The sequence below is a fragment of the Streptomyces sp. MA5143a genome (assembly GCF_900290235.1).
Lineage (GTDB): Bacteria > Actinomycetota > Actinomycetes > Streptomycetales > Streptomycetaceae > Streptomyces.
Genome location: NZ_OLMK01000022.1, coordinates 1 through 14243 on the forward strand (window position 1 = coordinate 1; position 14243 = coordinate 14243).

The window sequence follows — 14243 nt, forward strand, 5'->3', positions numbered from 1 at the left end:
TGCCGATCGCCACGGCTGCCGCGTCGTGGCGGGTGGTTCTACGTTTCGTGCTGGTGAGGGGTTGTTGCCAGTGCTGGGCTCCCCAGCGGCTGGTGTAGGCGGGGTCGACGGCGCCGACGGGAATGCCGAGTTCGGCGGCCATCGACACTAGACGGGCCCGCAATTTGGAGACCGGCATACCGGAGATGAGCTTGCGGAACCGCTTGCGGCGGCCGTGTTTCTCGCGGGTCGTCTCGCCGGTGAAGTCGAGGTCCTCGATGGCGAGGGCGAGATGATGGCGGCGGGCCCAGCGCAGCAGGCGGATCAGGGCGTGCCGGATCTGGGCGTCGCGGTGGGCGGCGCTGCCGGAGAGGTCGTAGCCGAACCGTCTGGGCGCGCCGGCCGGATTGCCGTGTCGGTCCAGGCGCCAGGCCGCCAGGTGGTCGGCATTGGTGTCCACCCCCACCACGCCACCCGCGCGGACTGTGGTGAGCGGCACGCTCTGCACCGCAGGGGTCGTCCAGGAGGCGGTGAGGTACCAGCGGCCTCGTGCGGGGTCCTCGTGGATGCGGTAGGCCACCGCCCGGTGCGTGTTGATGCGGTCGGCCCACTGCTCACCCCGGTGCGCGAACCTCACGCGGGAGGTGAGGACATAGCGGCCGTGCGGGGCGTTCGCCAGTTGCGCAAGCGGGGCGGGGAGTCTGAGGGAGATTTCGCCGTCGGGGGTGACGCGGATGGTCTCGTTGCCGAAGCGCTTGCCGGACTCGCCGTCGGCCTGCAGGAAGCGCCGCTCGGCCTGCCAGCGGGTGCGCCACTGCTCCTCGGTCAGCTGCGCCGCCGCCAGGTGGTGGCGGGTGGTCAGCAGCCGCCTTCCGCCCCGCACCACGCGCACAACCCCGGCCTCCCAGTCCGCCCGCACCGCCTGCAGCCGGTCGGTGAGCAGATGCAGACGGCGCGCCTTCGCATGCCACTCCCGCCTGCTCGCATAACCCCCCGGAGCGCCCTTACCGCCCACCGGCAGCGACAACCGGTGCGCGATCATCCGCACCCCCGCTTCCAGGCTCTGGAGGTGCGCGAGCTGACTCCGCCGGGCCAGCGCCCACTGATCATGCGTGGCCTTCGTGATACTGCCGGCCCAGCGGGAGGACGACACCCCCGTCAGCGCCTGCTTACGCGCGGCCCACCCCTCGGCGTCATGGTCCAGCCCCACAGCGCACCGCGCCTTCAGATCCCGCGAGGCCAGCACGCCCAGATGATCCCCCACCAGACGAAGAACCCGCTCGTCCTCCGCCGTCAGCTGCCTGAGCCGGTCACGGACCGCCACACCCGACGGGCCGACGGCGACGAACGGCACCGCCAACTCCCGCAGCCCACCCACCGCCGATCACCCCCGCACCCGCCCGTCAGAGACCCCTACGACACACAACGCCCATCGTCGGCAAAGGTCACACATTCGGCCAGGGAACCTTCGTACGCAGTCACCCCGAGTGACCCACAACCCTTGACGAATTGGTCAAGCTGTTTGACCATCGATCCATATAGTCAAGCTGCTTGACCATTTTCCCAGGAGGCCCCCATGCCCGTAGTCCGTTCGTCCGACGCCGTCGCCCATGAGATCCACGGCGCCCGTTTCGTCTCGTACGCCACGCCCCGCACCGGCAGCAGGGAACTGGCCGCCTGGCGGGGGGAGATCCCCGCCGGCACCAAGGCGCCCGCCCACACCGTCACCAAGGAGGAGATCCTCCATCTGCTCGACGGGGAACTGCTGATCACGCTCGACGGCCGCACCGAGCGCGTCGGGGCGGGCGACACCCTGATCATCAACGCGGGGGCGACCCTCACCGTGGAGAACCCGACGGCGGAGACCGCCGTCACCTGGGTCACCACCTCCCTGGGCCTGGAGGCCGAGCTGGCCGACGGCACGCGGATCGTGCCGCCGTGGGCCAACTGACACCCCGGCGGGTGTCACGCCGCCAGCGTCCCCGGCAGGATCGCGCGCGGGCCGAACTTCGCCCGCGCCCGGTCCGCGACCTCCTCGATCCGGCGGAGCTTGTCGTCGGCGGGGTCGAAGGCGAGCTGGTGGGAGGCCTCCTCCGCGGGGGTGAGCCCCTCGGCGCGCAGGGCGATCGCGCGGACGCGGGCGCGCTGGAGACCGAGCGCGCCGTACATCCCGTAGGCGGCGCGGGTGAGTTCCGGCGAGTGGGCGGTCGGCTCCGGGAGGGTGCGGGTGCGGGTCGTCGAGGACCGGTCGGCGTAGCGGACGGTGAGGGTGAGGGTGCGGCAGACCTTGTCCAGGGCGCGCAGCCGGGAGCCCAGCTCCTCGGCGTCGAGGAGCAGCGCGCGCCGGTGCCGGTCGGGGTTCAGCTCGTCGTGCGGGAAGGGGTGTTCGGCGGCGAGGGAGCGGGAGACGGCGTTGGGGACGACCCGGCCGCGGTCGACGCCGTTCGCCTTCTCGTGCAGTTCGCGGCCGGTTCGCGCGCCGACCAGGCGCTGAAGTGTGGACAGGGGTGCGGCGGCGACCCGGCCGAGGGTGTCGAGGCCGTACTCGCACAGGGTGCGGGCGGTCGCGGTGCCGACACCGGGCAGCGCGGCGACGGGCCGCTCGGCGAGGAAGTCCACGACCAGGCCCTCGGGGACCGCGCACGGTTCGCCGGGCTCGGCCTGGCCCAGGGCCATCCGGGCGAGCAGCGGTCCGGGCCCGGCGCCGATCACACAGTCGATGCCGTACAGCGCGAGGGCGCGGACCCGGATCAGCCGGGCCAGTTCCTCGGCGCCCCGGCCGAAGTACCGTTCGGCGCCCCGCAGATCGGCCAGCGCGCCGTCGGGCGGCAGCGCCTGGACGACCGGGGTGAAGTCCTCGAGCAGACCGAGCAGCCCGGGCAGGGCGGCCTCGTACTTCGGCGGCAGCTGGAAACGTACGCAGAGGATGGTCATCCCGCACTCCCTGGGCTCTGGTGCCACAACTTCCGTACTTTCGAGGGCTCTTCGCCCGCGGGCCGCAGATCGGCCCACGGGTGCATCTCGTAGCCGGTGGGCAGCTGGATGCGGCGGCCGTGCGTCGGGTCGCCGCCGCTCGGGGGCGCCGGCTCCGCCAGGCGCGGGGCGACCGCGTCGAGGCCGCCCTCGCGCCGCAGCTCCACCAGCTCGGCGAGGTTCCAGGCGGCCGACCCCACCACGCTGAGGCTGCGCGGGCCGCGCCGCTGCACCACTCCGCGCACCAGCAGCAGCCAGGAGTGGAAGACGGTGTGGGCGCACGCCTCGTGGGAGTCGTCGAAGAAGGCGAGGTCGACCAGGCCGGTGCCGTCGTCGAGGGTGGTGAAGACGACCCGTTTGCCGGAGCGGATCGGCGGGGTCTGGGTCGCCGCCTTGGCGCCCGCGACCAGCACCGTCTCCCCGTGGCGCGCCTCGCGCAGCCGCCGCGCCGACACCACGCCCAGCTCGTCGAGGAACACGCGGTGGTCGTCCATCAGATTGCGGGAGACGTCCATCGACAGCACGCCCAGCTCGGCGCTGAGCCGTTCCGCCGAGGAGAGGTCGGGCAGCCCGGCCGGGGCGGTGCCGCGGCCGCCGGACAGCGGGAGCTGTCCCCCGCCACCGCCCATGCCCCGGGCGCCCCGGTGCAGTTCGGTGAGGTGGAGTTGCAGATCGCGCCGGTTGGCGCCGAAGGCGTCGAGCGCGCCGACCTGGGCCAGCCGCTGGGCGAGCGGACGGCTCGGCCGGGCCCGCTCCCAGAAGTCCAGCAGCGAGGCGTACGGCTGCCCGTCCGCGATCCGCGCCGCCTCGGCCTCACTGATGCCGTGTACGTCGGACAGGGCCAACCGCAGCCCCCACCGGGTCGGCCCCTCCAAGGGAGGCCCCTCCGAGGAAGATTCCTCCGAGGAGGGTCCCTCCGACCCCTTTGAATCAGACACCAGTTCGATGCGGTGGGCGGCCGCCGACCGGTTCACGTCCACCGGGAGGATCGGCACCCCCCGCCGCCGCGCGTCCGCCAGCAGCAGCCGCTTCGGGTACATCCCGGGGTCGTGGGTGAGCAACCCCGCGTAGAACGCCGCCGGGTGATGCGCCTTCAGCCACGCCGACTGGTACGTCGGGACCGCGAAGGCCACGGCGTGCGCCTTGCAGAAGCCGTACGAGCCGAACGCCTCGACGATCTCCCAGGTCCGGGCGATCGTGTCGGCGTCGTACCCCTTCGCCGCTGCGTGCTGCGCGAACCACACCCGGATCCGCCCCTGCGACTCGGGGTCGGAGAGCCCGCGCCGCACCCGGTCCGCCTCGTCCCGGCCGCAGCCGGTCATGAGGTGCACGATGTCGATGACCTGCTCGTGGAAGACGACGACGCCGTACGTCTCCCGCAGCGGTGCCTCCAGATCGGGGTGCGGGTAGCGGACCGGCGCCCGTCCGTGCCGGGCCGCGATGAACGGCCGCACCATGTCGGCGGCGACCGGACCGGGCCGGAACAGGGAGATGTCGACCACGAGGTCGTGGAAGGTCGACGGCTGGAGCCGCCCCACCAGGTCCCGCTGGCCGGGCGACTCGATCTGGAAGCAGCCCAGCGTCTCGGTGGACCGGATCAGCCGGTACGTGGCCGGGTCGCCCTCACCGCGCTCGAAGTCGAGCGCGTCCAGGTCGACCCGCTCCCCCGTCGCCCGCTCCACCTCGGCCACCGCGTGCGCCATCGCCGACTGCATCCGCACGCCCAGCACATCGAGCTTGAGCAGCCCGAGGTCCTCGACGTCGTCCTTGTCGAACTGCGACATGGGGAACCCCTCGCCGCTGGTCGGCATCACCGGCGTACGGGCGAGGAGGGAGGAGTCGGAGAGGAGGACCCCGCAGGGGTGCATGGCGACCCCGCGCGGCAGGGCGTCGAGGGACTCGACCAGCTCCCACAGCCTGCCGTACTTCTCCTTCTCCCCCGCCAGCTTCCTGAGCTCGGGCAGCTCCTCCAGCGCCGCGCGGGCGTCACGGGCCCGGATGTGCGGGAAGGACTTGGCGATCCGGTCGATGTCGGCGGGGTCCATGGACAGGGCCGCGCCCACGTCGCGGACGGCGTGACGGACGCGGTACGTCTCCGGCATCGCCACCGTCGCGACCCGCTCGGCGCCGAAGCGGCCGATGATCGCGCGGTAGACCTCCAGCCGGCGCGCGGACTCCACGTCGATGTCGATGTCGGGCAGCACCACCCGGCGCTTGGACAGGAACCGTTCCATCAGCAGCCCGTGCTCGACGGGGTCGGCGTGCGCGATCCCGAGGAGATGGTTGACGAGGGAACCCGCGCCGGAGCCCCGCGCGGCGACCCGGATGCCCATCCCCCGTACGTCGTCGACGACCTGGGCGACGGTGAGGAAGTAGGAGGCGAAGCCGTGGTGGGCGATGACGTCCAGCTCCTGGTGCACACGCTCCCAGTAGTCGCGCCGGGTGTCGTAGCCGAGCCGCAGCATGCCCGCCGCGGCCCGCGAGGCGAGGACGCGCTGGGCGGTGCGGCGGCCGGCGCCGACGAGGTGTGGCTCGGGGAAGTGGACGGTGCCGAGGCCGAGGTCGTCCTCCGGGTCGACCAGGCACTCGGCGGCCGTGGCGCGGGTCTGCTCCAGCAGGCGGTACGCGGTGTCCCGGCGGTAGCCCGCGGCCTCGACGATCCGTTCGGCGGCGGCCAGCATGGCACCGGCGTCCTTGAGCCAGGCCTCCCCGGAGTCCAGCTCGCCCCGGGGGTCGACGGGGACCAGCCGGCGGGCCGCGTCCAGCACATCGGCGACGGGACCCATACCGGGGTCGGCGTACCGGACGGCGTTGCTGAGCACCGGGCGGATCCGCTGCTCGGCGGCGAAGCCCACCGTCCGGGCGGCCAGCCGCAGCGAGCCGGGGCCGGTGCCCTGACGGCCGTGCCACACCGTCTCCAGCCGCAGGGCGTCGCCGAACCGCTCCCGCCAGGGACCGAGGAGCTTCGCGGCACGGTCGGGGCGCCCGGCGGCGAGCGCGCGGCCCACATCGGAGGCGGGGCCGAGCAGCACGGTCAGGCCGTCGCCGGCGCACTCCGTCCAGGGCAGCAGGGGCGGGCCCTCTCCCCGGCCGGCTGCCGCGCCCCGCACACCGGTCGCACCGCCGCTCGCGCCCCGGCCGCCGCCGTCCTCAGCGCTCCCGCCATGCGCCGCCGAAACGATTCTGCACAGCTCGGCCCACCCTTTGGCCCCCTCACGGGCGAGGAACGTCACCCGTGGGGTCGACTCATCGACAAAGGCACCACCTCGCACGGGGGCCCGGCGCCGGGCCTGCCGCGCGGAGGGCGCGGGCGCCCCCACCGCCAGCTCGGCCCCGAACAACGGACGGACACCCGCCGCCGCGCAGGCCTTGGCGAACCGGACCGCGCCCGCGAGGGTGTCCCGGTCGGTGAGCGCGAGGGCGTCCATACCCCGCTCGGAGGCGCGTTCGGCCAGCCGCTCCGGGTGCGAGGCGCCGTACCGCAGGGAGAACCCGGAGGCGGTGTGCAGATGCGTGAAGCCCGGCACCGCACCTCCCGCACTCGATCAATCGAACATCAGTTCACAGCCTGCTCGTCTCCACCATAGACCACTTTTCGAACCTCTGTACGACATCCGTTCGGCCCCGCCCCACCTGCGCAAACACGCGGCGGCTCGGACCGTGAGGACATGACGCAGCCGGCCGACAGCCCTCGCCCGTCCCCCGCGCCGGACCCGGCCTCCGCACCGGGTCCGTCCTCCCCGCCGTCCTTCCTCGACGAGCTGAGGGACGGGGTCACCCCGCGGGCCACCCTGCTGGTCGTCGGTGTGCTCGCCCTCCAGCTGCTCTTCATCGCCTCGTACGTGGGGGCGCTGCACCACCCGAAGCTCCGGGACGTGCCGTTCGGCGTGGTCGCGCCCCGGGCGGCCGCCGAACAGACGGTGACCCGGCTGGAACGGCTGCCGGGCGAGCCGCTGGATCCGCGCGCGGTGGCCGACGCGGCGGCGGCGCGCGAGCTGATCCTGGACCGGGAGATCGACGGCGCCCTGCTGATCGACCCGGCCCGCACCACCGACACCCTGCTGGTCGCCTCCGGCGGCGGCCGTTCCCTCGCAGGCGCGCTGGCCGCCCTCGTCGGCACGCTGGAGCAGTCCGAGGGGCGCGCGCTGCGGACGGTGGACGTGGCCCCGGCCGGCCTCGGGGACGCGAACGGGCTCACGTCCTTCTATCTGGTCGTGGGCTGGTGCGTCGGCGGCTATCTGTGCGCGTCGGCGCTGGCGATGAGCGCGGGGGCGCGGCCCACCAACCTGCGGCGCGGGGTGATCCGGCTCGCCGCCCTGGCGGTGTTCTCGATCCTCGGCGGGCTCGGCGGCGCGGTGATCGCCGGGCCGGTGCTGGGTGCCCTGCCCGGAAGCGTGGCGGCGCTGTGGGGGCTGGGAACCCTGGTCGTCTTCGCGGTGGGCGCGGCCACGCTGGCGCTCCAGTGCGTCTTCGGGATCGCCGGTATCGGGGTCGCCGTGCTGCTGGTGGTGGTCGCCGGCAACCCGAGCGCGGGCGGCGCGCTGCCCCCGCCGCTGCTGCCCCCGTTCTGGGCGGCGATCGGTCCGGCGCTCCCGCCGGGCGCGGGCGTCTGGGTGGCCCGCTCGATCGCGTACTTCGAGGGCAACGACACCACCGTCCCCCTGCTGGTGCTCTCCGCCTGGGCAACGGCGGGGGCCGCCATCACCTTGGTGATGGCGGCCCTGAGAAGGAAGCCGGATCGCCGGCCCGCCGAGGCGTGAGCCGCGGGTCCCGGTCGTGCGGCGGCCTTTCGCCCTCCCGCGTGCCGGGCTCTCGGCCGATCCTCAGGCCCGGCGCGCGCTCGGCCTCAGCCGATCCGCCTCAGCCGCTCCGCCTCAGCCGATCTGTGTGCCCGTCGCCGACAGCGCCTCGGTGACCGGCTGGAAGAACGTCTCGCCGCCCGAGGTGCAGTCGCCGCTGCCGCCGGAGGTGAGGCCGACCGCCTTGTCACCCGAGAAGAGGGAGCCGCCGCTGTCGCCGGGCTCGGCGCAGACGTCGGTCTGGATGAGGCCGTTGACGATGTCGCCGTTGCCGTAGTTCACGGTGGCGTCGAGGCCGGTGACCGTGCCGCTGTGGACCTGGGTGGTCGAGCCGCTGCGGGTCACCTTCATGCCGACGGTCGCGTCGGCGGCGCCGCTGATGGCCTGGGTCGAGCCGTTGTAGAGGTTGACCTCGCTGGGGTGGTCGACGTCCGCCGTGTACTTGACCAGGCCGTAGTCGTCGCCCGGGAAGCTGGAGTCCGCGTTCTGGCCGATGACCTGTCCGCCGGCCGACCAGGTGGAGATGCCCTCGGTGCAGTGACCCGCCGTCAGGAAGAACGGCTCGCCGCCCTTGACCACGTTGAAGCCGAGGGAGCAGCGCCCGCTGCCACCGGTGATGGCGTCGCCACCCGCGACGAAGGTCCTGAACTCACCCTTCGTGCGCTTGAGTTCGGCCGTGGCGCCGAGGCCGTCAACGACCTCGGTCAGTCTCGCCAGCTCGGCCTTGGAGACGGTGCGGTCGGCGGTGACGACGACCTTGTTGGTGGTGGGGTCGGTGGCCCAGGAGGTACCGGGGATGGTGGCGTCGTCCTTGAGGGTCGTCCGGGCGCTCTTGAGCTCGGCGAGGGAGTTCTCGACGATCCGGGCCTTGGCGCCGGCCGCCTCGACGGTCTCGGCGGCGGCCTCGTCGAGCACGTTCACGACGAGGACCTTGCTCTTCGCGTCGTAGTACGTTCCCGCCGCGTCGGCGCCGAGGTCCTCACCGAGGGTCGAGGCGAGCTTTCCGGCCGCCAGCACGGAGAGCGCTTTCGGCTGAGCGGTCGGCGCGGTCTCGCTCGCGTTCGCAGTCTGGAAAGTCACTCCCGCGGCGACCAGCGCGGCGATGCCCGCACCCGTCACGACGGCACGGCGCCCGGGTATGCGTCGGTGCTTCAACTCACGTCCTCCTGTGGGGGGTCGACCGAAGGGGTTGTGGGGACCCCGTTCGGCCGTAAGGAATACGGATATGGAGGCGGCGGACGGTAAAAACGCCGCGTCCATGCCAACTGTGCGGCGCCAACTATTCCGAGGCGCGCAGGGAGCACACAAGGTCGACTTCAGGACGAGCACACACCGTGGGCGCACGCCCTCAATGTCATTACCGTCCGGTAACGCCCCATGCGAATTCACAGTGCAAACACAGGACGCAACGACCACCTGCGCAACGGGTGAGGTCTAGTCCTGTCTGAAATTCACCCCTTCAGGGTCCGATTCCCTACGGGGCGTCCCGTGACGGAAGTTGCTCCCGCACCGGTTCCGGCGCCACGGCGCCCGGAGCGGCGGGCTGCTCGGATCATCGTGAACCCGGGCCCACAACAGGGCGAGCCCCCGCACGTCGTCACGTGCGGGGGCTCGAACTGCTGACCGCGTTAGGTCATACGGTCGGACGCGGGCGCCGGGGGGAAGAGCACCCGCTCGGGGCCGGCCCGGTCGGCCTAGTAGACGCTGACGCCGTAGGCGCTCAGGGCCTCGGTGACCGGCTGGAAGAAGGTCGTGCCACCGGAGGTGCAGTTGCCGCTGCCGCCGGAGGTGAGACCGTACGCGACGCCGTTGCTGCCGTAGAGCGGGCCGCCGGAGTCGCCGGGCTCGGCACAGACCGTGGTCTGGATCATGCCGTAGACGATGTCGCCGCCACCGTAGTTCACGGTCGCGTTGAGAGCGGTGACGCGTCCGGTGCGGGTACCGGTGGTGGAGCCGGTACGGATGACGTTGGTGCCCACGCTCGGGGTGGCCGCGCTGGTGATGTCCACGCTGCCCGCGGTGCCGTCCTTGGCGATGGACGTGTTGCTGTAGCGCACGATGCCGTAGTCGTTGGTCGGGAAGCTCGACCCGGTGGTCGGGCCGAGGACCGTCGTACGACCGGAGTTGGAGTACCAGGTGCCCGCGCCGTCGGTGCAGTGACCGGCGGTCAGGAAGTAGTAGGTGCTCCCGCTGCGGACGTTGAAGCCGAGCGAGCAGCGCCAGCTACTCGCATAGATGGCGTCGCCGCCCTTGATGAGCTTGTTGAACTTGCCCGGCGTCCGCTTGATCGTCAGAGCGCCGGCCTTGTCGCCCGCCGCTTCCTTGATCTTCAGCAGTTCGGCCTGGGAGACGGTGCTGTCGACGGTGACGACGAGCTTGTCCGTCTTCTCGTCGACCGCCCAGGCGGTACCGGGGATGTCCGCCTTGAGCACCGACGCGCCGGCGCTCTTGAGCTCCGACGCGCTGAACGTTCGGGCGTCTGCCGCGGTGGCGGTGGGGACTGTCGCGGCGGCCGCGGCCACGAGTCCGGTGGTCACGGCGATCAGCCGGGTCCGTCTCGCGATACCGCTGCGGGGAGTGGTGCGCTTGATCCTCACTGTTCGTTCCCTCCTAAAGGGAAGTCGGGGGCCCGCGTGGGGTTTGGGCCCGTGAGGCGCGAATCAGGGCACGTGTCCGGATTCCGAATATGCCGTGCTCCTGACAAGGCGCTGCGGGGAAGTATTCGGCCGTATCACCGATCCCCGCAAGAGTGCCTTTCGGCCGCTCGAACACCAACCAGCCCAGTGGGCAAGGCAGTTGATCTCGCCGATGGAGTTGTGGGGATTCTGTGTGAATCCCGGACGCCCTACATCGTGTCCGGAGCCTGGGCCCCGTGCCGACGCACCCGTGAGGCTACCCGCTCATGACGCCCCGTCGGGCGGGCCGACACGGCCCTGCGGCCGTACCCGTCGGCCGGGCGGGCGAGGCCCAGGTGCTCCCTGAGGGTGCTGCCGGGGTAGAAGGTGCGGAACAGACCACGGTGCTGGAGCAGGGCCACGGTCCCGTTGACGAGCCGCTCCAGGTCACGGCGCGGCTCGACGGGGGTGAAGTGGAAGCCGTCGACGACACCGGCCCGGTGCCAGGCGGTGACCAGTTCGGCCAGGTCGACGGGCCCACCCCGGTACAGCGGGCCCTGGGCGCTCCACCGGGGCCCTCCGCCGCCGTGACCCGGCTCGGCCGCGTGCTCACCGCCGCCGAGATCGACACGCAGCGCCGCGAGCAGCCGCACCTCGTCGGGGTCACGGCCGAACCCGGCCGCGGCACCCCGCACCTCCTCCCGTACGGCGGCGGCCTGCTCGGGGGCGGCGGCCCGCACGAGCACCACGTCCGCGCACCGGGCCGCGGTCACCCACGCATCGCTCCCGGTCGCGTCGACGACCCGTACGGGGCGCCCCTGAGGCGACGGGGGTACGGCCGACGGCCCGGCACCGTGGCCTTCCCCGCCCACGCCCCCGAGGGTCTGGGCGTATCGCTTCTCGACACCCGCCTCGACACCCCCTTCGGCACCCCCCTCGGCGAGAACCCCCTCCGCCGCGTTCCCGGTCTCGGCACCGTCCTCCGCGCCGTTCCCCCACCGTTCGGCACCGTCCCCCGCGCCGTTCCCCCACCGTTCGGCACCGTCCCCCGCGCCGCTCCCCCACCGTTCGGCACCGTCCCCCGCGCCGTTCCCCCACCGTTCGGCACCGTCCCCCGCGCCGCTCCCCCACCGTTCGGCACCGTCCCCCGCGCCGCTCCCCCACCATGCGGCGCCATCCCCCGCGTTGCTCCACCACCATGCGGCGGCGTCCGCGACCTCACCGGCCTCCTGCCACAGCGCTTCGCCGAGTTGGGCGGGGCCTCGCCCTCCGGGCAGCCGGGCCTCCGTGTCCGTGGCCGACACGTCGATCCACCAGCCCGCCCGGCCCCGGCTGAGCCAGTCGAGCGTCGCCACGGCGGACGCCACCCGGAAGGGCTCGGCCCGCGTCGTCGTGAGCGCGGGCACGAGCCCGACCCGTCGGGTCTCCGGTGCCATGCGCGCCATCACCGCCGACGGGTCGGGCCCCGGCCGCCCGCCCGTGGTCCCGAGTGTCACGAAGTCCAGGGCCCCCCGCTCCGCGAGCCGCCCCAACTCCACGAACGCGCCGCCCTCCCAGGCCCCCCGGAGATCCACCCCCGCCGCCAGATGCAACACCCCCCGCCCGAACCCCGACCCCATACGACCAGCCCCTTCCACCACTCACACCGCCCGACGACTCCCGACCGACCCCCGCTCCTGCCCCACCGCCTCACCGCCCGCTCACCCGGTGCCGACCCGCCGACCCGCAGCTCTCGCAGGCGCCTCACCGCAGCCGAACCCTCCCCCTCCCCTCACGCCACCGCCCGATACGACGGCTCCCCGAGGAACGCCAGGACGGCTCGGGCGGTCGCGTCGTTCTGGCGGAAGGCCGGGCCGCCGGTGCGTGGCCGGGTGAAGGCGCCCGGTGCGCGGCTGTCGGTGAACGGGCCGAGGGCGAAGCGCCGAGGGTGGGGGCGCCCCTTGCGGTCCAGCAGCCGCCCGTCCGCCGGGTCCACGGCGAGCAGCCCTTCCGGGGTCTCGGCCACACCTCCGTCGTCGTACAGCTCGCGCAGCAACGCGTCCCGCGCCCGCGCGACCGTCGGCTCCGGCAGCCGCGCCTCCACCAACGCCCTCGCCTCGACCGACACTCCGGGCACCGTGGGACTCGACGCCCGGAACACCCCGTCCTCCGGGGCGACGGCCATGTCCGCGCCGACGAAGTGCAGGACGCCCGCCCGCGACAGCGCGAGCAGTTGCCGCAGCCGGGGGCCGGGCGGCCCCGACGCGAGGTAGCTGAAGAACCCGTGCCACCAGGGGCCGATGTCCCCGAGCCGGATCAGCTGCCCGTAGACCGACAGCAGCCCGAGGAAGACACCGAGGTCAGGGCTGTACGCCGGGTCGTGACGGCGCGCCAGGTCCCCCTCGACATGGGCCCGCAGCCCTTCCTGGAACTCCGTGTACGACCCGTAGCGCGCCCCGGCCAACGGCCTGTCCAGCGCGGCCAGGTCCAGCCGGTCGGCGGGGTCCGGCACCGCGGACGCCACCAGGGCCGCCCGCTCCGCCGCGTCCTCGATCGCCGCGTACCTCTCCTCGAAACCGGCCCGGTCCATGGCCGTCCGCTCGGGGTGGGCGGTGTACAGCCGGTGGTAGTGCGCGAACCCCAGTTCCTTCTCGATCAGCGGCCACACGTCGCGCCGGAAGTCGAACCCGTCTTCCCGCGCGAGCAGGTCGTCGACCTCGGCCGGCCCGAAGAACCGGGGCAGCGGCGGCCGCTCGCCCTCCAGCCCGTACCCGATCTTCGAGCGGTACGGCACGCCGCGCCGCGACCCGACGTGCAGGACGGGCTCCCGCCCGGACGGGACGTAGGTCAGCTCGCCGTCGGGGTCGCCCTCGTACCGTCCGCCGCGCCCCTCCGTCAGCAGCGCCATGAGGTCGACGAAGGCGAGCCCGAAGCCCCGCACGAGCACCGGTTCACCGGGCGCGAGCCGGGACAGGTCGCTGTCGGCGGTGAAGTCCGGCGGCAGGTGGACCAGTCCGTGGGCCCCGGCGTACGCCGCCAACGCGCGCTGCTCGTCGTCGAGTTCGGCGTCCAGATGGCCGAGCGCGAGGATGACGAGGTCCGCGGGGAGCGGCCGGGGGCGTCCCTCCAGCCACACCCGCTGCCGGCCGTCACGGGGACCGTCCACCCGCAGGGCGCGACGTGGATGGTGGCGGACGGTGACTCCCGGCGGCAGGTCGGCGACGGCCCGGTCGTACACCCAGTTCAGATAGGCGCCCTGGATCCGCCGGTCCGGGAAGTGCCGTCCGTCGAGTCCGGCCCACTCGTGCAGCGTGGGCCCCTCCCGTACGGGGCCGTCCATCCGTACCGTCTCGTCGGTGAACATCGTGACGTCCTCGGCCTGCGAGTTCATCCACAGCAGCGGCGACTGGTCGGCCCGCCAGATGCGTCCGGCGCCCGGCGGATACGGGTCGACGAGGTGGATGTCGAAGCCGGGTCCGTCGTGGGCCCCGCCCAGGTTGGCGGCGATGCGTTCGATGACCCCGGTCCCCCGCGGCCCGGCCCCGACGATCACCAGCGACGGTCGCGGCGGGCTCCCCCCGGCGTCGCTCATCGCGACCGCCGGGATCCGGAGAAACGCCCGGGAGCGGCGAAAGCGGCGGCAAGGCGGCGGGAGAGGGGAGAAGAAAAGGGAGAGGGCATGCGAAGGGCTCCGTGGCACGTCGAGTCGAACACGGTGCCTTCACACGCGGCGCGTACCGGGACGCGCACGACCGAGCCCCTCAGCAGCGGTCTGTGCCGAGACTACGGGGGCGGTTCCCCGCGCTGTCAAGGCTGTCCGCACTGTGAGCGCTACGTCTCAAGTCGGTTGACGCGCAACCGGATGCCTGTTCCACTGGGGCTCATGCATTCGCAGCAG

The 14243-nt window shown here is 73.2% G+C and carries 9 protein-coding genes; 2 read left to right on the forward strand and 7 right to left on the reverse strand.

Annotated elements, in window-relative coordinates; all coding sequences use genetic code 11:
• On the reverse strand, positions 1 to 1357 hold a 1357-nt coding region (locus SMA5143A_RS11020; RefSeq protein ID WP_107462738.1), incomplete at its 3' end, for an IS200/IS605 family element transposase accessory protein TnpB.
• Between the two features lie 198 nt (positions 1358 to 1555).
• Here SMA5143A_RS11020 and SMA5143A_RS11025 point away from each other — a divergent pair.
• Positions 1556 to 1930: a cupin domain-containing protein gene (locus SMA5143A_RS11025; protein WP_055714480.1), complete on the forward strand. Its 375-nt coding sequence runs from the start codon at positions 1556 to 1558 to the stop codon at positions 1928 to 1930.
• A 14-nt stretch (positions 1931 to 1944) separates the two neighbouring features.
• Here the strand turns inward: SMA5143A_RS11025 and SMA5143A_RS11030 are convergent, their stop codons facing one another.
• Positions 1945 to 2913 (reverse strand): DNA polymerase Y family protein, encoded by a 969-nt coding sequence (locus tag SMA5143A_RS11030; RefSeq protein WP_107462696.1) that lies wholly within the window; start codon positions 2911 to 2913, stop codon positions 1945 to 1947.
• Positions 2910 to 6479, reverse strand: coding sequence for a DNA polymerase III subunit alpha (locus SMA5143A_RS11035; RefSeq protein WP_107462697.1), 3570 nt, complete (start codon positions 6477 to 6479; stop codon positions 2910 to 2912). The genes SMA5143A_RS11030 and SMA5143A_RS11035 overlap by 4 nt, the downstream gene beginning before the upstream one ends.
• A 141-nt stretch (positions 6480 to 6620) precedes the next feature.
• Between SMA5143A_RS11035 and SMA5143A_RS11040 the strand changes: the two genes are divergently transcribed.
• Positions 6621 to 7712, forward strand: a complete 1092-nt coding sequence (locus SMA5143A_RS11040; protein WP_107462698.1) for a DUF3533 domain-containing protein — start codon at positions 6621 to 6623, stop codon at positions 7710 to 7712.
• Between the two features lie 114 nt (positions 7713 to 7826).
• Here SMA5143A_RS11040 and SMA5143A_RS11045 read toward each other — a convergent pair whose 3' ends face one another.
• From SMA5143A_RS11045 to SMA5143A_RS11060, 4 genes are all read right to left on the reverse strand, one after another.
• Complete coding sequence (locus SMA5143A_RS11045; protein WP_107462699.1) at positions 7827 to 8906, reverse strand: S1 family peptidase; 1080 nt, start codon at positions 8904 to 8906, stop codon at positions 7827 to 7829.
• 539 nt (positions 8907 to 9445) lie between these two features.
• Positions 9446 to 10348 carry a S1 family peptidase gene (locus SMA5143A_RS11050; protein WP_107462700.1) on the reverse strand — a complete coding sequence of 301 codons (903 nt, stop codon included), beginning with the start codon at positions 10346 to 10348 and terminating at the stop codon, positions 9446 to 9448.
• A gap of 248 nt (positions 10349 to 10596) precedes the next feature.
• Complete coding sequence (locus tag SMA5143A_RS11055; RefSeq protein WP_107462701.1) at positions 10597 to 11985, reverse strand: LLM class flavin-dependent oxidoreductase; 1389 nt, start codon at positions 11983 to 11985, stop codon at positions 10597 to 10599.
• Positions 11986 to 12137: 152 nt separating this feature from the next.
• Entirely contained in the window at positions 12138 to 13937 is a 1800-nt protein-coding gene (locus tag SMA5143A_RS11060) for an FAD/NAD(P)-binding protein (protein ID WP_107462702.1), read from the reverse strand.
• Between the last annotated feature and the right edge of the window lie 306 nt (positions 13938 to 14243).